At 64.1% G+C, this 18,332-nt stretch carries 13 protein-coding genes and 3 pseudogenes; 3 read left to right on the top strand and 13 right to left on the bottom strand.

Going from position 1 to position 18,332, the window contains the following annotated elements:
* Positions 1–3 precede the first annotated feature (3 nt).
* The 7 genes from VQ044_RS01585 to VQ044_RS01555 form a co-directional block, all read right to left on the bottom strand.
* Entirely contained in the window at positions 4–1,044 is a 1,041-nt protein-coding gene (locus VQ044_RS01585) for a 2-hydroxyacid dehydrogenase (RefSeq protein WP_327624105.1), read from the bottom strand.
* The gene (locus VQ044_RS01580) at positions 1,044–2,627 is read right to left on the bottom strand and encodes an FGGY-family carbohydrate kinase (protein WP_327646371.1); all 1,584 of its coding nucleotides are present in this window, start codon (positions 2,625–2,627) and stop codon (positions 1,044–1,046) included. The genes VQ044_RS01585 and VQ044_RS01580 overlap by 1 nt, the downstream gene beginning before the upstream one ends.
* A complete protein-coding gene (locus tag VQ044_RS01575; protein WP_327646373.1) occupies positions 2,624–3,778 on the bottom strand; it encodes an ABC transporter ATP-binding protein in 1,155 nt (384 codons plus the stop codon). The genes VQ044_RS01580 and VQ044_RS01575 overlap by 4 nt, the downstream gene beginning before the upstream one ends.
* Positions 3,775–4,881 (bottom strand): ABC transporter ATP-binding protein, encoded by a 1,107-nt coding sequence (locus VQ044_RS01570; RefSeq protein WP_327646375.1) that lies wholly within the window; start codon positions 4,879–4,881, stop codon positions 3,775–3,777. The genes VQ044_RS01575 and VQ044_RS01570 overlap by 4 nt, the downstream gene beginning before the upstream one ends.
* Positions 4,882–4,885: 4 nt before the next feature.
* Positions 4,886–5,743: a carbohydrate ABC transporter permease gene (locus VQ044_RS01565; protein ID WP_327624109.1), complete on the bottom strand. Its 858-nt coding sequence runs from the start codon at positions 5,741–5,743 to the stop codon at positions 4,886–4,888.
* 11 nt (positions 5,744–5,754) lie between these two features.
* Entirely contained in the window at positions 5,755–6,690 is a 936-nt protein-coding gene (locus tag VQ044_RS01560; RefSeq protein ID WP_327624110.1) for a carbohydrate ABC transporter permease, read from the bottom strand.
* Positions 6,691–6,794: 104 nt separating this feature from the next.
* On the bottom strand, positions 6,795–8,240 hold the full coding sequence (locus VQ044_RS01555) for an ABC transporter substrate-binding protein (protein WP_327624111.1): 1,446 nt from the start codon (positions 8,238–8,240) through the stop codon (positions 6,795–6,797).
* Positions 8,241–8,678: 438 nt separating this feature from the next.
* Between VQ044_RS01555 and VQ044_RS01550 the strand changes: the two are divergent.
* A pseudogene (locus VQ044_RS01550) lies at positions 8,679–9,232 on the top strand (integrase core domain-containing protein); the annotation flags it as partial.
* Positions 9,233–9,573: 341 nt separating this feature from the next.
* Positions 9,574–9,891 carry a hypothetical protein gene (locus VQ044_RS01545; protein WP_327646377.1) on the top strand — a complete coding sequence of 106 codons (318 nt, stop codon included), beginning with the start codon at positions 9,574–9,576 and terminating at the stop codon, positions 9,889–9,891.
* A gap of 292 nt (positions 9,892–10,183) precedes the next feature.
* Here the strand turns inward: VQ044_RS01545 and VQ044_RS01540 are convergent.
* From VQ044_RS01540 to VQ044_RS01515, 6 genes and pseudogenes are all read right to left on the bottom strand, one after another.
* Positions 10,184–10,330: pseudogene (locus VQ044_RS01540) on the bottom strand (IS3 family transposase); the annotation flags it as partial.
* 92 nt (positions 10,331–10,422) lie between these two features.
* A pseudogene (locus VQ044_RS01535) lies at positions 10,423–10,617 on the bottom strand (IS30 family transposase); the annotation flags it as partial.
* Positions 10,618–11,079: 462 nt separating this feature from the next.
* On the bottom strand, positions 11,080–14,187 hold the full coding sequence (locus VQ044_RS01530; RefSeq protein WP_327646378.1) for an efflux RND transporter permease subunit: 3,108 nt from the start codon (positions 14,185–14,187) through the stop codon (positions 11,080–11,082).
* Positions 14,184–15,545: an efflux RND transporter periplasmic adaptor subunit gene (locus VQ044_RS01525; protein ID WP_327646380.1), complete on the bottom strand. Its 1,362-nt coding sequence runs from the start codon at positions 15,543–15,545 to the stop codon at positions 14,184–14,186. The genes VQ044_RS01530 and VQ044_RS01525 overlap by 4 nt, the downstream gene beginning before the upstream one ends.
* Positions 15,546–15,605: 60 nt before the next feature.
* Entirely contained in the window at positions 15,606–16,673 is a 1,068-nt protein-coding gene (locus VQ044_RS01520) for an alpha/beta hydrolase (protein WP_327646381.1), read from the bottom strand.
* A gap of 172 nt (positions 16,674–16,845) precedes the next feature.
* Positions 16,846–17,475: a TetR/AcrR family transcriptional regulator gene (locus VQ044_RS01515; protein WP_327646382.1), complete on the bottom strand. Its 630-nt coding sequence runs from the start codon at positions 17,473–17,475 to the stop codon at positions 16,846–16,848.
* 638 nt (positions 17,476–18,113) lie between these two features.
* Here VQ044_RS01515 and VQ044_RS01510 point away from each other — a divergent pair.
* Positions 18,114–18,317, top strand: a complete 204-nt coding sequence (locus VQ044_RS01510; protein ID WP_327646384.1) for a YgaP family membrane protein — start codon at positions 18,114–18,116, stop codon at positions 18,315–18,317.
* Positions 18,318–18,332 lie beyond the last annotated feature (15 nt).

Below are 18,332 nucleotides of genomic sequence, written 5' to 3'. Positions count from 1 at the left end.
GGGTCAGCAGGGGTTGACGGGCGGTTCGCCGGCCAGATACCGGCGCACCTCCTCGGCCGCCTGGTCGGCGGCGAACTTGACGGTCTTGAGCGATGCGCCCGCGATGTGTGGCGTCAGCGTGACATTTGGAAGCTTCAGGAGCGGCCAATCTTCCGGAACCGGCTCAACGGCGAAGGTTTCCAGCATCGCGCCGCGCAAATGGCCGCGACCGAGCGCTTGGGCCAGGGCGTCGTAATCGACCAGCGGCCCGCGGGCGGTGTTGACGAAGGTGGCGTCCTTTTTCATCCGGGCGAGGGCCGCGGCGTCGATGAAGCCGGTGGTCTCCTCGGTGACCCGGGCGTGCAGGGTGACGACGTCCGACTCGTCGAGCAGCCGCTCCAGCCCGACCAGTTCGACGCCGTCCCGCGCGTCCTGGGGGGACAGCTGCACATAGGGATCGGTGACGAGGATTCGGCAGCCGAAGGCCTTCAGGAGCTTGACGACCCGCGTGCCGATCGCCCCGTAGCCGACCACGCCGACCGTCATCTCCGATAGTTCCCGTCCCGTGGTGTCGGCGCGATAGAGATCGCCGCGCCAGTCGCCGCCGCGCAGCGCGTCGTGCCCGCGGGAGATGTTGCGGGTCTCGGCCAGGATCGCGCCGAGGGTGAACTCGGCGACCGCACTGGCGTTGCGGCCTGGCGTGTTGACCACGGTGACGCCCCGTTCGCGTGCCGCCGCCATGTCGATATTGACCGGTCCGCCACGCGAGACTGCGACAAATTTCAGGTGGGGCAGTCGCGCGAACATGTCGCGAGAGAGGGGGGCGAGGTGGGTGACGAGCAGCTCGGCCTCGCCGATCATCGCCAGCGTCGCTTCGGCGCCGCCCTGGTATTCCTTGAGGCCGTCCATCCCCTGGACGGCATAGCCATGCTCCATCGGCTCGTCCGGCCAAGGCAGCCGATGCAGCACCATCTCCGGGACCGCCTTGTTGGCCGCCGTGATGGCCTCGGCGAAGACTTCGGGCAACATGAAATTGTCGCCGATGATCGCGATGCGCGTCGCCATTATGCCGCCTTCCTCGCCCGGTCAGCCCGATCGCGGATCGCCGCGAGTCGTGTCCAGATTGGCGGGAGTTGTTCTCGAATCTCGCGGTAGAGGCCGAACGCCGAATCATAGAGCGGCCTCAACGCGGCGTCAGGCAGCGTTGGCTCCGAGAACCGGCCTCGGGTCCACACGGCGGTGCATTCCTCGATCGAGGCAAAGAAGCCGCGATTGACGGCGGCGATCATCGCCGCGCCGGCCGCGCCCGCTTCCTCGCGCTGGACCGTCCTCACCGGGCACCCAAGGGCGCTGGCCAGAAACAGACGCATGGCGCGGGAGCGGGCGGCGCCGCCGGTGAGCTTGATCTCGTGCGGCACGCCGCCGGTCCCCTCGAAGCAGTCGCGCGCGGCGAAGGCGAGACCTTCGAAGACCGCGCGCATCAGGTCGTCGAAGCTGGCCCCGTAGTGCAGGCCGGTAAATTGCGCGCGGGCCAGCGGTTCCATGAACGGTCCGCGTTCGCCGGCTTCCGAAATGTACGGATGATAGATGGCCGAGACCGGCTCGGCCGCCAGGACGCGGTCGTCGAGATGCGCCATAAGCTGGCCGCGATCGCGTTCGACCCCCTCGCTCTGGAGAAATTTCCACGCGAGTCCGACGATCCAGTCGATGTTCAGCGTCGCCGCCATGTTCGACTGAAACTGGACGAGGCCCTGCTCGGCGGGGAGCGGCATGACGTAGCCGCTGCGCATGTCGTTGAGGACGATCTCTTCGGCGCTTCGGACGTGGCGCATGTGGACGCCGGTCGAGCCGAGAATCGAGCAGCCGGTGCCAGGCGTCTCGCCGACGAGGCCGCTGCCGACGCCGGTCGCGACGATGTCGACATAGCCGAGGACGATCGGGACGCCGCGAGGAAGCCCGGTCGCGTCCGCGACGGCGCGGAGCAGCGGATGCGACGTCGTGCGGCCGTCGACGATCGGGGGCAGCAGCCGCGCCTCTCCATCGAGGCCCAAGTTTCCGATCACCGCGTCGCTGTAGCGGCGGGTACGGAAATCACCGAAGGTGAACGACGCCTCGGACGGGTCGGTGGCCCGCTCGCCGGTCATATTGAAATAGAGCCAGTCCTTGCAATGGAACGCGGTCGTCGCGCGCGCCAGTCTCTCCGGATGCCGCCGCTTCATGACCAGCAGCTGGACGCTCTGCTGGCAGGTGTTGATGCCGGTCCCCGTGCGTTCGTAATGCTCCCGGTGTCGTTCGCTTGCCGCGAATTCTCGGGCGATCTTGCCGCCGCGGCCGTCGAGCCAGAGCCAAGCGGGGCCGACGGGCAGTCCGTTCGCGTCGATCAGCCATGTGCCGTCGCCTTGGCCGGTGATCGCGACCGCGGCGATCGCCGTCGCCCGTTCGCCGAGCTGAGCCGTCAGATCCTTCAGCGTCGCCACGGCGTCGGCCCAGGTTGCGGCCATGTCCTGTTCGACGCTGCCACCTTCCCCCGAAGAATACGTGTTCTTGCGCGAGGCGACCGCGATCTGCTCGCCGTCGGTGGTGAAGGCGACGGATTTGAGCACCGAAGTGCCGGCGTCGATGCCGATCAGGATGGATTCCACCGTCATCCCTCTACCTGCCTCCCGGAAAGGCGGTGACCGTGCGCCAAGGCTTCGCCGCTCGCCGCGAAGACGTGCAGCTTCTCGGCCGGCACGTCGACCGAGAGCGCATCGCCGACCTTTCCGGGGCACCGACCGTCGAGGGTCGCGACGATAACGCCGCCGGCAAACTCCGCCTCCAGATGGGTCTGGTCGCCGATCCACTGGTTCGAGACGACCCTGGCCTGGCTCTCGCCACCGCCGACATGGACGTCATGGGGACGGATGCCGATGACGATCTCCGACAGCGACTGGATCGCAGCGCGCACCGGGGCGGTGACCGCATCGGCCGAATAGCCGAGCACTTCGCCATCTTCCCCGCCGTCGCCGGTCTTGCGGAAGGAAACGCGACCGTCGGCAAAGACGGGCCGCACGCGGTAGACGTTCATCGGCGGCTCGCCGATGAAGGTGCCGACATAAAGGTTGGCGGGCCTCTCCTTCAGCTCTTTCGGCGAGGCGAATTGTTGCAACTCGCCGCCTTCCATCACGGCGATCCGGTCGGCCAGCGCATTCGCCTCGGTCTGGTCGTGGGTGACGAGAACGGCGGTCATGTCGTGTTCGCGCAGATACCGTTTCAGCCGTCCGCGCAGGACGGTGCGCAGCTGCGACTCGAGCTGGCCCATCGGCTCGTCGAGGAGATAGACGTCGGCCTTGCGCACCAGCGCCCGGCCGAGGCTCGCCCGCTGCTGCTGCCCCGCCGACACGGTCGAAGGATAGCGGTCGAGGTGGACCCCGAGTTCGAGCATCCGGGCGATATCGTCGACCCGGCGCTTGCTTTCCGCCGCGTCGAGCCGCTCCGATTTCAGAGCGAAGGCGATGTTCTCGCGCAGCGTCAGCGGCGGGTAGAGTGAATAGCCCTCGAAGGCCATGGCAACGTTGCGGTCCGAGGGCCGCAATTTGTGGATCGGTCTGCCGTCGATCAGGATTTCGCCCGTCGTCACCTCCTCGAAACCGGCGATCATGCGCAATGTCGAGGTCTTGCCGCAGCCGGACGAGCCAAGCAGCGCGACGATCTCGCCAGGCTTGATTTCGATGTCGAAGTCGCGGACGGCGTAGATCGGGTTCTTGGCCTTCGCGGCGTAGATCTTGTTGACGCCGCGCAGCGATACCGAAGCGCTCATGCCGCCTCCCTTTGGGCCTGAGGCAAGATGCGCCGACCGCTGGCGCGGTCAAACAGAAGGATCGAGGACGGCGCGATCCGGACCGGGACGCGCGCGCCCTCCGTCGCGGCAATCTCACCGGCGTCCTGCGAGGCGTACAGTTCCTGACCGTCATCGGTGACCAGGAGGCGCACCAGCCGGTCGTTGAGCGGCAGCAGCGCCGCCACCCGCGTCGCGATGCCGTCAGCACCGCCGGAGCCGACGAAATCGATGTTCTCCGGCCGAACGCCAAGCATGACGTCGCTTCCCACGACCGACTGGTATTCGCGGCCGATCGGCAGACGGTTGCCGCCGAACACGGCCACCGGCCCCGAGGCGCCGGCTTCGACCCGGCATTCGAAGATGTTGATGCCCGGATCGCCGAACAGCCTTGCCACCTCGACGGTCGCCGGCCGGTCGTAGATGTCCTCCGGCGTTCCAACCTGGATGAACTTGCCGCCGATGAGGACGGCGATCCGATCCCCGAGCGCCATCGCCTCGCGATAATCCTGGGTGACATAGAGCGTGGTCGAGCCGAATTTTTCCAGAAGACGCGGCAGCTCGAGGCGCATCTCGAAGCGCAGCTTGGCGTCGACATTGCGCAGCGGGTCGTCGAGCAGCAGCAGTTGGGGCGCGGCGACGAGGGCGCGGGCGAGGGCGGTGCGCTGCTTCTGCCCGTTGGACAGCGCGCGAGGCGCATGATCGAGGACGTGGTCGATTTTCAAAAGGCGGGCGATGCGCCCGACGCCCTCGGCGACCTTTTCGCTGGTCGAGCGGCGCGCGCGCAGGGGGCTGGCGATGTTCTCGAAGGCGGTCATGTGCGGAAAAAGCGCGAAATTCTGGAACGCCATGCCCACCGCCCGACGTTCGGGGGCGACGCCGATCATGTCCTCGCCATCGATGAGGAGTTCGCCTTCTTCGGGCTCCGTCATCCCCGCGATCAGCCTCAGAAGAACGGTCTTGCCGGCACCGGACGGGCCGAAGATCGCCACCGTCTCGCCGTCCGCCACGCTGAGCGAAATGTCGTCGAGGACGGTTTCCTTGCCGTAGCGCTTGGTGACGTGGTCGAGGGTCAGCGTGGCCATGAGATCACCCTTTCACCGCGCCGAGCGACAGGCCCTCGACGAGATAGCGCTGGGCGAACAGGGCAAGAGCCAGGGTCGGCGTGATCGACAGGACGATCGCCGCCGCAATCTGGCCGTACTGGATGCCGGAGGCGGTGACGAAGGCGAGCGCGCCGACGGTCACCGGTTGCTTGTCGGCCGAGGCCAGCACCAGCGCGAAGACAAAGTTGTTCCACGCGAAAATGAAGGAGAGCAGGGCGGCGGCCGCGATGCCCGGCATAGCCAAGGGGATCGAGATTTTCATGAACGTCTTCGCCCAGGAATGGCCGGCGATGCGGTAGGCGCCCTCGATGTCCGGGCTGATATCCTCGAAATAGCCGCGCACGATCCACAGGATCAGCGGCAGGGTGATCAGCTGGTAGACCCAGATCAGGCCGATATAGGTGTTGGCGAGGCCGATCGCCTGGAAATAAAGGGTCAGCGGCAAGAGAACGAGCAGCGGTGGAGCGAATTTGAAGGACAACAGCGTGAAGGCGATGTCCTCGGAAAAGCGGAATTTGTAGCGGGCGAAGGCATAGGCTGCGGGAACGCCAAGGACCAGTGACAGGGCGACCGAGGACACCGACAGAATGACCGAGTTCCAAAGGTTGCTCATGAAGGCGATGTCGAGGGAACCAGCCGCGGTCCGCAGCTTACCGGTGATCAGCGCCGTGTAATTGACCAGCGTCGGCTCGAAGAACGGGCTCGGCGGAATGCGCAGCACCTGCTCGTTGGTCTGGAATGACATCAGGATGATCCAGACGATCGGGAACATGAAGAAGATCAGGACGAGGCTGATCAGGACGATCCTGACCGTGCGCTCGAGGGGGCTGACGTGATCCATGGCGGGTGACCTCAGACGTTGCCGTGCGCGCGTTCGCGCAGACGGAGCCAGTTCTTCACGAAGACGTTCGACAGGGCGAAGGTGATCGCCCAGAGCACCATCAGGAGGGCCGCCGAGCGGCCGACATTGGTGAACTGGAAGAACTGCAGATAGGATTCGACTTGGAAGACGGTCAGCGTATTGCCGGGGCCGCCCTGCGTCATCGCGTAGATGATGTCGAATTGCTGGATCGACTCAAGCATGCGGAACAACGACGCGGTCAGGATGTAGGGCATCAGCATCGGCATGGTGATGCGGAAGAAGACGAAACTCTTCGGTACCCCGTCGAGAGCGGCCGCCTCGAAGGGCTGCTTGGGCAGCGAACGAAGCCCGGCCAGGAGCAGCACCATGATGAAAGGCGTGTAGACCCAGACGTCGACCAGGACCACGGTGAACAGCGCCGATGACGGGCTGGACGCCCAGCGGAAATCAGTGAAGCCGACGAGGCTGACGAGATAGTTCAGGACCCCGAAATTCGGGTTGGTCATCAGCTTCCACATCAGTGCCGCAAGCGCCGGCGCGACCATCAGCGGCAACAGAAGCAGCATCGAAACGAGGTTGTTGAAGCGAGTCGGGCGTTGCAGCAGCAGCGCGATGCCGAGGCCCAGCAGCAGTTCGACCACGACGGTGAGCACGGTGTAGAGCAGCGAGACCTGGACGGTGCCCCAGAAGCGGCTGTCCGTGAGGAATTGCAAATAATTGTCGAACCATATGAAGCCCTGCAGCTGCGGCAGGCTCAGCCGGTAACGCAGCAGCGAGTAATAGACCGCCGTGACGAAGGGAATCAGAATCCAGACTGTCACCAGCAGGGCCGGCAGACTGAGCAGATAGGGAAGCCAGTTGGTCCGCCGCCTGCGTCTGGCTGCGACGCCCGCGCGTTCAGCTGCTGCTGGCTCTGCTGCCGACATTCCACGCCTCCCCGTCGGCCGGCGGAAGCTCCACCGGACAAGATCTCAGTTCGCTTTCGAAGAATTGGCCGCGCCGCCGTCAGAAACGGTGCGGCCAAGGATGCCTATTGCAGGCCGGCTTGCTGGAGCTGCTCGTCGATGCTGGCGGCGAGCTGGTCCAGGCCTTCGTCGACCGGCACCTCATTGGCGACCATGCGTTGCAGCATCGCCGCCCAGGCGGTGGTCACGTCGAAGAACAGCGGCTGCGGGGTGAAGTAGATCTTGGCGCCGGGCGACGACACCTCGAACTGCTCGACATAGCCGGGATATTTCGACTCGATGCGCTCGAGGAACTCCTGGTCCTTCCAAACGCTGGTGCGAACCGGGTTGACGAAGTCCATCTTGCGGGCGCCGAAGAGATCGTGCTCCTTCGAGGAAGCCCACTGCATGAAGTACCAGGTGGCGTCCTTGTTGTTGGAGAAGTTGGACATGGCCAGCGACCAGATCCACACGTTCGGCGTCGGCGCGTCTGCCGACGGGTTGGGCGCGATCGCGGCATAGGCGATGTTGCCGGCTTCCTTGTTGTCGCCGCCATTCATGAAATAGCCGAGGATGTCGGCGTCGTAGATCATCGCCGAGGCGCCGGCGCCGAGATCGGTGCCGACCTGGTACCAGGTGTAGGTCGACCAGTTCTTCGGGCCGTAATCCTGGATCATCTTGACCCAGTCGCGATGGTAGGCCTTCGACCCGTCAGTGTTCATGGCCGCGTTGAGAACGCCGCCATTGTTCATCAGGTCCTTCTCGCCGAAATTGCTGTAGCCGGAGAGGAAACCGGGATGGATGGTCGCCCAGGAACGCGAGCCGCGCACCCCGATCGGATAGATGTTGGAATCGACGCTCTTGAGCTTTTCGCAGGCGGCGAGCAACGCCGGCATGTCCTTCGGCGGCTCGACACCGGCCTTTTCGAACATCGTCTTGTTGTAAGATATGTTGTTCTGCTCGAAGCCCCAGGGGATGCACCACTGCTTGGCGTCGCCCGTGCCGAGTTCGGAGCCCGGCGTGCCGTCCCAGGCGGTCGAGGCCCGGAGGCCGGGAAGGAAATCCTCCCAATCCCACGACGCCGCGGTCTTCGCCGGGTCGTTGATGTATTCGTTGAGATCGGTGATCCAACCGGCCGGACCATAGGTCCAGGTCATGTAGGCGCCGGTCATCAGCGCGTCGTATTCGGACGACCCCGACGAAAGGGCGGCGGTGACCTTGTCGAAATAGACGTCCTCGGGGAAGACGTCGTAGGTCACTTCCATGCCGGTTAGCTCTTTGAATGCCTCGATATCGGCAATCATCGCATCGGCATAGGGATGCTTGTTCAGTAGCAATTTGAGCGATGTGCCCTTGTGCTTCATCCAGTCGAAGTCTGAGGCCTGCGCAAACGCGCGGGTCGCGGCCGAGGCCATCAGGCTCGACGCGGTAATGGTCCCGATGCCGAGATAGCCCATCCGCTTCAGGAACTCCCGCCGGCCCAGTCGGCCGCGGACGAATGAATCGACCAGATCCTTTTCCTTGTCATACATGGCTGCTTCTCCTCCTCTTTGGCCGTGTCGTTAGGGGCATGCCGGCCTCATGCTGTTTAGTCCCCCGCGCTCGCCTTCACATCCAAGTGGATCCTCCGATTTCGTCGGAGCGAGGCCGTTGCGGATGCCGCCGCCAAGTCAGGCGAGTTTCGCTCACCGCGTCTCCTGGCGTCTGTTCGGAACCATGACGCTGGCGTCGCGCGGGTAGTCGAGATCAAAAGCGGCACCCGGCTGCCGAGAGCCGCAGCGTCGATCTTCAGTTGGCGACGGCGTCCAAGTCGTACGGCGCACAACAGTCGGTCTCGAAGCATGAATGTCGCCCTGGAGACCATGCTTCGCTCCCATTACCGCTGTCCGGTTGGCGCGGGTTCTTTTCAGCGTCAGTAAAATTTTTCACCTTCTGAAGTTTTTGTCAAGCGACCTTGCCGCCGGGGTGAATTGAGAAGCGATCGCACCGCCCAGTTTGCGATCTATGACTTCGTCGAGGCCCGCACTCATGATGGACGGAAGTTCAGGATGCTCAACATCATCGACGAGCCTACCCGGGAATGCCTGGCGATCCGGATCGACCGCAAGCTGAACTCGACCAACGTCATCGATGCCTTGACCGACCTGTTCATCCTGCGCGGCGTGCCCAGTCACATACGATCGGACAACGGGCCGGAATTTATTGCCAAGGCAGTGCGCGAATGGATCGTTGCCGCCGGCGCCAGAACCGCGTTCATCGAGCCCGGCAGCGCGTGGGAGAACGGTTATTGCGACAGCTTCAACGCCCGAATCCGGGAGGAGCACTTGAACGGCGAGATCTTCTACCCGCTGGTCGAAGCCAAGGTCGTGATCGAAAGCTGGCCCGCCATTACAACACGGAACGCCCGCACTCGTCGTTGGGCTATCGGCCACCGGCACCCAAGGTCGTGCAATGGCCCGCTTCGCCATCCGGACCGGCTTCACCGGCCACGCCAGCCTTGGCGCCAAGGCCTGTCATGCACTAAGATTTGCCCCAGACCACTCGGTGGGGGCCGACCATTCCGGGGCACCCAGCTAGCTTTCAGTTAAGGCGGAACGGCAAGCGTCGATCAGGAGGATCACGCGACCGTGCTCTGCGATAGCCGCAATCGCATCATGGAAGTCGGTGAGGGGCAGCGCGGTGATCGGGGCGCTGACCATTGCAAACTGTAGCGCCGGTCGATCACTCAAAGAAGCTGACGTTCCTTCCAGACAAAATTGCTCCGAGACTTGACCGACCGCCTGAAGTCGGCCCATCAGTCGCGGCGAATGCAGATAGTGCCACAGCCCAATGCCGCACCGTGTTCTGCGCAATAGGAGCTGCGAGATGGCGCGAAAAATTCGGGACGCGAGTTGGCTTGAGAACGAGGCAACCGATGCCGAGCCTCCGGAACCGTGCTGGCTATGCGGCCGATTGCTGGGTGAGACCGTGGACCGCTTCCACCCGATCCCCAAAAGCCGGGGTGGCCGTGACACCGTTCTTGTCCATCCCATCTGCCGGGAGACCATCGACGCCAATTTCACGGCGAGCGAACTGGTCCGCCACGCAGAAAGCGGGACGCCCCTCACGGATAACCAGACGGTCGCACGCTTCGTAAAATGGGTCGCCAAGAAGCCTGCCGACTTTCACTCTGCGACCAAGTAGGGTCGTCAGCCGAACGTCGGCTTCGCCACCTCTTCTACCGGAGATAGGACCGTCCGATTCTGGCCCTGCTACGCCGTAAGTGCCCCTATCATTCCTCTTCTACCAGCGATGACCCGCACGCACCGTCCGGCAAGTGCGCCGCACGGCGTCAAGGCCTCGGTCTACATGGAGCCGTCGATCTTCTGTGAGACTTCGGCGAAGAGATTGCTGATCGTTGCGCGGGTAAAGACCTTTCCCCACCAAGACCGAGGCTGAAGTGAACCACCCCGGGTTTCCCGGAGACTGTTTGGTGTTAATCCAACGCCGCGATTGGCATGGCCTCAAGCTGGGCGTAGTAGGCGTCTTCTGCCTCGGCAGGCGGAACGTTGCCGATCGGCTCGAGAAGGCGCCAGTTGTTGAACCAGTCGACCCATTCGAGGGTGGCGAACTCGACGGTTTCGGCGAGACGTTCGGTTTAGCGAATGCTGACGTATTGGGCGGATTCAATCGGTCAACGCAACATGGATCGTGTCACCTTTGAGCAGCCATGGGTCAAGGACATCGGCCAGGGTCTTCCAACCGAGCGTATTTCGTGGGCCTTGCATTGAAGGTGGCAGCTACGGTAGCGATCGCCTCGGTACTATGCGCGCTGAGGTCAGTCCCCTTCGGGAAGTACTGGCGCAGCAGCCCGTTCGTATTCTCGTTGGTACCGCGCTTCGAGGGGCTATGAGGACAGCAGAAGTAGACCTCGATGCAACGGCGTCGATCCTCCAAGCCGCGGATCGTCGGAATTTGCACCACACCCTGCAATACAATTTGCACCACATTGAACACGACCGGCTTCGTAGAGGTTTTCGTACCATGTCGCATTTTAGAGGATATTGTCCCTCGCTGTGATTTTTGATCGAGTTTCGAGTCTTCTCGACCGCACCAGCCTTCCTCATTGGAAATGTTGGCGTTTGGCATCTACGCCAAAGGCCGGTCGCATTTTCCCACCATTTGCATCAAATTTTGCACTACACGCTTTCAAGATGAAGGTCTGCAGACGAAGGCCTCGTTCCTTGAGTGGCGCGGGAAGCGTGGGATATTTCGCTCTGTCCGCGGGGCGAGCGTAGCGCGGTATTTCGTCGCCCGCCGGATTTCGATCCGGAGGCTGTCAACGCAAGAGCAGTTTCAGACCGACGCGGTGTTAAAAATCGGCCAGGCGGTTCAATCGGGCTTCTGCGATCCGTCCGGTGTCTCGACCTGGGCAAGTCCCAGATCGTCCAGGATGACATAGAGCGCGGGCAGTCCGATCAGCACCAGCACGGTAGAGACGACAAGCCCGAATACCACCGCGATCACCAGCGGGATGACGGCGGTGGCCTGGGTGCTGGTTTCCGCCAGCAATGGCAAAAGCCCGGCCGCGGTGGTAGTCGACGAGATCAAGATCGCCCGCAGGCGGGCGCGGCTCGCCTGTCCGGCAGCGGCTTCGATGCCCATTCCTTCGCTGCGATAACTCTTGATGAACTGCACCAGAAGGATGGAATTGTTGACGACGATTCCGGCCAGTGATGCAGCTCCCACCAGCGAGGGCATCGACAGATTGTAGCCCATGAGAACGTGGCCCCAGATCGCGCCCATGAACGCCAGGGGAATGGCCAGCATGACGATGACCGGTTCCAGATAACTGCGGAACTGGAACGACAGGATGAGGAAGATCCCGAGCAGACCGATCGCGAGGCCGCGCGCGATGGACGCGCCGGTTTCCGCCGTGCTGGCCGCCTGACCCTCGATCGCGACACCGATGTCCGGGTAACGGTCGGGGAGGGAGGCAAGCCAACCCGTCTGGAGATCGGCAACGATCGCACCCGCATTGGCGACGCGCTGGTCCAGTTGGGCACTGACGGTGACGGTCCGCTGGCCGTCGATACGATTGATCTTGGCCCAGTCGCGGGCGGCTTCGACCTCCGTCACCTGCGGTAGCGGCATGGGTGCGCCATTCGGTCCGATCACTACGGTGTCGGTCAGAAAATCGTATGTCGCGCGCTCGCCCCTGCTTTGGCGGACGACGATGTCGATGTCCAGATCACCGATCTGCACTGTTTCGACGATGTCTCCCAGGACATCGGTCCGCAATTGCTCAGCCACATCCGCGGCCGACAGCCCGGCGGCCGCCGCGCCCGGCGCCAGCGACAGTCGTCGTTGCGGCTTGCCGGGGCGCAGGTCGGTAATCACGTTGTAGACGCCCGCATAGGTGGCAAGCTCGCCCGCCAGCTCCGCCGCCGCGCGGTCGAGGCGGCTAAGGTCCGAGTTCTTCAGGCGGATTTCGATGGGAACGCCCGCGGGGCCGAACCCCGGTTCCTGGATCATCAGGCTCACCAGCCCGTCGATCGGACCGATCGCCTCGCGCCAGCGCGTCGTGAGATCGTCGAGCGACGTCGCGCGGATTTCGGCGGTCAGAAGGTCGGCCGAGACGGTCGCAACATGCGGTCCGCTCTCGCCGGCGCTGAGGTTGCGGTTGAAGTCGGCGCGGATCGAGCGCACCAGCGCGGCACCCTCGGGCTGATCCGGTGTCAGCGCTTCGTCGACGCTTAGCAGCGCCGCCGTCACCTGCTCGACCACGGCTTCGGTCCGGGCCAGCGGCGTGCCCTGCGGCATGAGAATGCGCGCCTCCAGCACGTCGCCATCGATGTCGGGCATCGCCTCCATGCGGATGTTGCCGCCGGCGATGAAACCGACCGAGCCCAGCAGCAGCGCCAGCATCGCCGCCAGCGTTATGTAGCGCGCGCGGATCGCCCGATCGGCCAGTGCGCCGACGCCGGATTGAAACCGCGCGAAACCTTTGTCGAAGGTCCTGCGCAGGCGCGATTCCGATTCAGGTCCCTTCCGCCCGCCCTTCAGATGGTGCGGCAGGATCCAGAACGCTTCGATGAGACTAGCCGCCAGCGCCGCCACAAGCACGATCGGAACCACCTCCAGAACGGCGCCGAGTTCGCCCGACAGGAACGACAACGGTACAAACACCGCCGCCGTCGTCAGGAATGACGACATCACGCCGGGTAGGACCTCCCGCGTCCCGTTCACCACGGCGGCAAGCGGGGCCTGTCCCTCGGCCGCGCAGCGCGCGACATTGTCGGTAATGACCACGGCGTCATCCATCACGATCCCGATCGCCATCAGGAACGCGACCAGGGTAATCATGTTGATCGACAGACCCAGCAGCGCCATCGCCACGAACGCTCCGGCGAACGCCACCGGCAGGCCCAGCACCCCCCAGAGCGCCATGCGCACGCGGAAGAACAGGCTCATCACCAGCGTCACCAGCACGAGCCCCATAATGCCATTCTCGACCAGCATCACCAGTCGATCGCGCACAATCGAGGTCATGTCGGTGGTGATGGTCAGCCGCACCGCCGCGCCCCGGCGGGCCTGTTCCAGCGCGACGAATTCCTGCAGGCGGTCCATCACGCTCAGCGCGTCGGTGCGGCCGCTCTTGTAGATATCCAGAACCAGCGCCCGTTCGCCGTTGAAGAGGATCTTTTCCTCGGCCTTCTCGAATCCGTCGGTCAACTCGGCGATTTCGCCAAGGCGCAACTCCGCCGCCGACTTTCCTGAAATCACGATCAGATCGGCCAGATCCGCGATCCGCCGCCGCTGATCCGTGAACCGCAACTGCACATCGGCTTGCGGCGTCTCCAGCGTCCCGAGCGGCATATCGACGTTCTGTCGCCCGATCACGCCGGCGATGTCGCGCACCGACAGGCCGTATTGGCGCAGCAGATCGGCCGAAACCTCGACCTGCCATTGCCGCTGCGACACGCCGCGGACCATCACATCGGCCACGTCCGGCAGAGCCAGCACCGCGTCTTCCAATTGCGCGGCGTAGCGTTCCAGATCGTCAAAGCTCATATCCCCGCTGACGGCGAGGGCGGCGACCTGATCGGTGCGGTGCATCTCCCGGATCACCGGGGCGTCGGCGAGGTCGGGGAAGTCGGTGATCGCCTCGACCTCGGTCTTGATGTCGTCCAGAAACTGGCTCGCCGTGCCGCCCGGCGTCATCTTCGCAAGCGCGTTCGCCAGATTGTCCTCGGCGCTGCATCGAAATTCCTCCATGTAATCGACGCGGCGCAGGCCTTCCTCCAGCCGCTGGCAGACCGACTCCTCGACATCGGCCGCCGTGGCGCCCCGATAGAGAACGGCGATGCTGACCTCGGTCGGCAGAAAGTCGGGAAACGTCTCGCGTTTCAGCTGGGGCGCGGCGATCGCGCCCGCCGCAAGAAAAACGATCAGGAGCAGGTTGGCGGCGGTGGGATGGGCGGCGAACCAGCGGATCACGGCGCACTCTCCGCCGCGGCCCGGGCCAGCGCGGCTTCGGCCTCCGCGTCCTGTCGCGGCCGTAGGCGCATACCCTCGACCGCCGGCACGACGTCGTCGATGATCACCCGGTCGCCCGGTGCGAGACCCTCGCCGATCACCGCCAGATCGCGCAGCGAGAGGTCGATCCTGACTGGCACCCGGCGCAGCCGGTCTTCGTCATCCGCGAGATAGACCGTGTCCTGATGAACCGCGCTCATCGGCACAACGATGGCCGGGGCCTCCAGCGGCGAGGACAGCACCGCCTCGACATACATGCCGCGAACCAGCGGCAGCCGTTCGGGCGGACTCGCGCCGCGATAGGGTTCGTCGACCGAGACGATGGCGCGAACGGTGCGGGTCGCCGGATCGATCTCGTTTTCGATCCGCTCCAGCCGACCGGGCCAGCTCATGTCGCCGGCGGCGACCAGACGGACCTCAGCTGTGATCGCCGACAGATCGAAATGCGCGCCGAGATTCAGCGGCGCTGTCGGCACGGCACGCGATTGGGTCGCGAGCAATCGGCGCAGTTCCGAAAGGCGAACCTGAACCACTGCCTCGGCCTTCGCGATCCCGTCGCCGGTGACCAGCCGCTGACCCGGTGTGACCTGCTGTTCCATCTCCACTTCGACCACACCGATCCGCAGGTCGAACGGAGCGATGATCTCGGTGTCCTCCAGATCCCGCCTCGAGCGGGCCAGCGCGGTTTCGGCCCGCGCCTTTTGCGCGGCCAGGTGGTCGAGTTGACTGGGAATCAGCCGCAGGCGGTTTTCCAGCGTTTGAACGGCCACGCGCTGCTGCACCGTTGCGCGCTCCTGATCGTCCAGCCGCGCTCGCGGCACCGTCCCGCTCGCGGTCAGCGACCGCGCGCGCTCCAGTTCCTGCGTCGCCAGTTCCAGCCGGCGCTGCTCGAGCGTCATCAGATCGGATGTGTTGGAACGCTCCTGCTTCAGTTGGCTGATTTCGGTCTCGAGCGCGGCCATGTCGGCCTCGGCCGCGGCGATCGCCAATTCGTAGCGCGTCGGGTCGATCTGCAAGAGGCGCGTATCGGCGGGAAGGATGTTGCCGTTCTTCAAGCCGGGATGGCGAAAGGTGATCGGTCCGTTGACGCTCGCGACCGCCTGCCAGACCCGCGCCGGTCGCGCCGTCCCGAATCCGCGCGCGGTTAGCATGACCGGCAGCAGCCGCGCCTCGATCACCCGCACGGCAGGCGCCGGCGCTTCGTCCGCGACGCGGTCGGGCGGCGTCTTGGACAACACCATGAAGGCAATGACCGCGGTTCCCGCGGCGAGCGCCAGCAGGATTGGAAAGAGACGTTTCGTGAAGGCCGGGATCGTCATTCCAGCGGTTCCGGTACATTTGCGGTGAGGCGAGTTGAGGGCAGCATCTGTCGGGGCACCTTACGGCCGGGGCGGCAGGAGAGTAGCGCTGATCGGCTCCAGCACGAAAGCGCCGGCCCGGGCGAGGCCGGTGCGCACGTCGTCCCCCAGGCGCGGGAGCACCGTCACCAGCCCGACGAACCGGTTGTGGTTGGTTCCGTCGAGAGCCGAGAGCTCGGATATGTCGATCAGTCGGATGTTGTTGACGTCAGCGAGCGCCTGCACTTGCGGATCGTTGACGTCGCGGGTGCCGATCCGGTCGCGGGACCCGGCGATCCGGCTGGAGACCATCAAGGCGCGGTCGTCCTTGGAAACCAGCAGCGTCATCGGCGGGTCCAGAGGGCCGATGATTTCCATCTGGCGGCGAAAGACATCGACATCGATGTCGGGGGCGGCAAGCACGACGCCGCTCAACCGATCGATGACCGCGCCCTGGCCGGTCAGCCGGAGCTGGCGCAGAGCCTCCGCTGTGAGCCAAGCGCCCATGCTGTGCCCGAACACGGTGATCTTTCCCACCTTCGGATCATTGGCGATATCCGTCAGCACGCGAACGAGATCGTCGCGCGAATAGGTGGCGGCGTCCTTGTCGGCGACGTAACCCGCCACGGATGCCGCCGAAGGCCAGGCGAAGAGAACCGGCGTCTCCGTCAGCTTGCCGTCGATGGCGAGTTGCGCCAGCCTGAACAGCGATTCCTCGAAGCTGTAATTGTAGCCGTGGACGAAGATGACGACATCGCGCTTTCCTGCAAGGCCGCCGGTTCGGCGCGACGGCGCCTGGAATTCGAGCTTCGGCAGGATGGTCCGTTCCGTCACCGCGAAGCTTTGTTCCGGATCCGGCGCACCTTTCGGCCATTCGATCGCCGTCATCACATGATCCTTTGGAACGGAGACGGTGAAGCGCTCGAAGTTCAGTGTCGGAGAACGACCGGACGAATAGTTGCCGTTCGTCGTGTCACGCTGGCGCGTCGTGGCAACCTGGATGGTCACCTGCTCGACCGCCGTCGCGCTCGCCGGAACCACTGCGAGAACCTGCGGGCCGGGTCGCGACGCACAGCCGGTCGCCGTCAGAAAGGCCGCCAGCAGCAACATTGCGGTCCAAAGTGTCCCCGAGCCGCATCCCGGTGCCGAAGTCATGTCGCGACCGCTGCGATGCTGATACGGGCGAGGGGACATATGGTCATCATCCTTCCTCTTCCTTCCGCTGACCGCTGCCGGAAATCAGGCCCCCGAACAGGCCAGCGGCCGCCAACTCCGTTCCGCTTCATGTCGGCCGCTCGCTCTCGGTCGCGTCGGCCGGAGGCGCGGCGAACAGCCCGATTTGAACCTCAAGGAGCCGAATACCTTCGTCGGCCAATTGAAAGGACCGGCCGCTCAGCGACCAACGGACCGCCAGTCCCTGAATAAGCCCGAGCACCAGATACGCGGCATCGTCGGGATCAAGATCCCGACGCAACATCCGCTCGTCCTGGGCCTTGGCGATTTGGCCGGCGATTGCCGCGTGAAACCGGTTCATCAGGCCCAGCACCGACTTGCGCAGAAAATCGTTCTCCGCGTGGAGCTCCCTGGAAAAGAGGATCGCGGGAATCGCGGGTGTCGCCTGGATCAGCCGCAATTGGGCGCCGATCAAGCCACGCAAGCGATCGATCGGTGTGCCGCCACGATCAAGGACGGTTCGCCAGCCAGCGGCCATTTTGTCGGTGATCGTCGCCGCGACCGCTTCCCAGATCGCCTGTTTGGTCGGGAAGTGTCGGAAAATTCCCGGCTGGGTCAGCCCGACCGCGCGGGCAATCGCCTCGGTGGAGAGGCGGTCAGGGCCGAGCTCGTCGGCCAGCCGCAAGGTCGCCTCCAAAATCTCGGCCTTGCGCTCCGGGGCGGGTTTTCGAACGGCCATAACGATTCCAAATATTAGTGATGGAGCACTAACTAAACCATGCATGGCTATTTGCCAATCGCGTATCTGCAAGCGGCTGAAAGGGAAGTGTGCGACCGCCAGGTTAGGCGATAGCCAATAAGACGGTCAGCGGCGCGCCACCCATGACGAAGGCAAGGCTCGGATCCGAGGCTCCACGGCTGCCGCCGATGTTTCCTTGATCTCGCCGCGATTACGGCCTGCACAGGCTGACTCAATGGAAGCATCCGCGCAGAACGCCTTCAGTAAGGCTTCGATGATCAGCAGGAGTTCGGTCCGAGCAATTTTGTGAAAGACTGTCGCCCGACGCATCGCGCCAATACGAGTCCATCGGTCCGCAGCCGCATGAGCTGCTACGACATCGGCACCGGGTCGATCGCAAGCTCTTCGCGCGACCGACTCACGGGCTTTTTCCCGTCGGCCAGTGCGCAGAGCACGAGTAGCCGTTACGGATGCGACAGGCGCCCATCAGATCCGCCGCCTCTTCCAAGCCTGAATCAAATCATCTACATTCATGATGTTGAATTTAAGGAATTTGAATGTTAGATGGAGCACCAGCAGGAAGCACCTGGATTTCCAGGGGCGCGGGCCTGGCCCGCCGATTGACAAAGGAGACGAAGATGACGCTCGATCGTGTGGTATTGTCCTTTGCGGGATTGATGGTCCTGCTGTCGGTGGCGCTTGGCGTGTATGTTTCTCCCTACTGGCATTTGTTGACGGTCTTCGTCGGTCTGAACCTGATCCAGTCCTCGATCACCGGCTTTTGCCCTGCCGCCATCGTGTTCAGAAAGCTCGGCGTGAAGCCGGGTTGCGCTTTTTCCTGACGGCTGAGGCGGGCC

Origin of the sequence: Aurantimonas sp. C2-5-R2 (assembly GCF_036549495.1) — a bacterium.
GTDB classification, from domain to species: domain Bacteria; phylum Pseudomonadota; class Alphaproteobacteria; order Rhizobiales; family Rhizobiaceae; genus Aurantimonas; species Aurantimonas coralicida_A.
Note: the sequence above shows the minus strand (reverse complement) of the source record. Positions and strands in the feature narration are given on the sequence as shown.

Excerpts from the sequence above, each read along its gene's own strand:
- VQ044_RS01565 (WP_327624109.1), bottom strand. The coding sequence starts at position 5,743 with ATGGATCACGTCAGCCCCCTCGAGCGCACGGTCAGGATCGTCCTGATC.
- VQ044_RS01520 (WP_327646381.1), bottom strand. The coding sequence starts at position 16,673 with ATGTTGCTGCTGGCGGCCTTTCTGACGGCGACCGGCTGTGCGTCGCGA.
- VQ044_RS01515 (WP_327646382.1), bottom strand. The coding sequence starts at position 17,475 with ATGGCCGTTCGAAAACCCGCCCCGGAGCGCAAGGCCGAGATTTTGGAG.
- VQ044_RS01580 (WP_327646371.1), bottom strand. The coding sequence starts at position 2,627 with ATGACGGTGGAATCCATCCTGATCGGCATCGACGCCGGCACTTCGGTG.
- VQ044_RS01560 (WP_327624110.1), bottom strand. The coding sequence starts at position 6,690 with ATGTCGGCAGCAGAGCCAGCAGCAGCTGAACGCGCGGGCGTCGCAGCC.
- VQ044_RS01510 (WP_327646384.1), top strand. The coding sequence starts at position 18,114 with ATGACGCTCGATCGTGTGGTATTGTCCTTTGCGGGATTGATGGTCCTG.
- VQ044_RS01575 (WP_327646373.1), bottom strand. The coding sequence starts at position 3,778 with ATGAGCGCTTCGGTATCGCTGCGCGGCGTCAACAAGATCTACGCCGCG.
- VQ044_RS01555 (WP_327624111.1), bottom strand. The coding sequence starts at position 8,240 with ATGTATGACAAGGAAAAGGATCTGGTCGATTCATTCGTCCGCGGCCGA.
- VQ044_RS01545 (WP_327646377.1), top strand. The coding sequence starts at position 9,574 with ATGGCGCGAAAAATTCGGGACGCGAGTTGGCTTGAGAACGAGGCAACC.
- VQ044_RS01570 (WP_327646375.1), bottom strand. The coding sequence starts at position 4,881 with ATGGCCACGCTGACCCTCGACCACGTCACCAAGCGCTACGGCAAGGAA.
- VQ044_RS01585 (WP_327624105.1), bottom strand. The coding sequence starts at position 1,044 with ATGGCGACGCGCATCGCGATCATCGGCGACAATTTCATGTTGCCCGAA.
- VQ044_RS01525 (WP_327646380.1), bottom strand. The coding sequence starts at position 15,545 with ATGACGATCCCGGCCTTCACGAAACGTCTCTTTCCAATCCTGCTGGCG.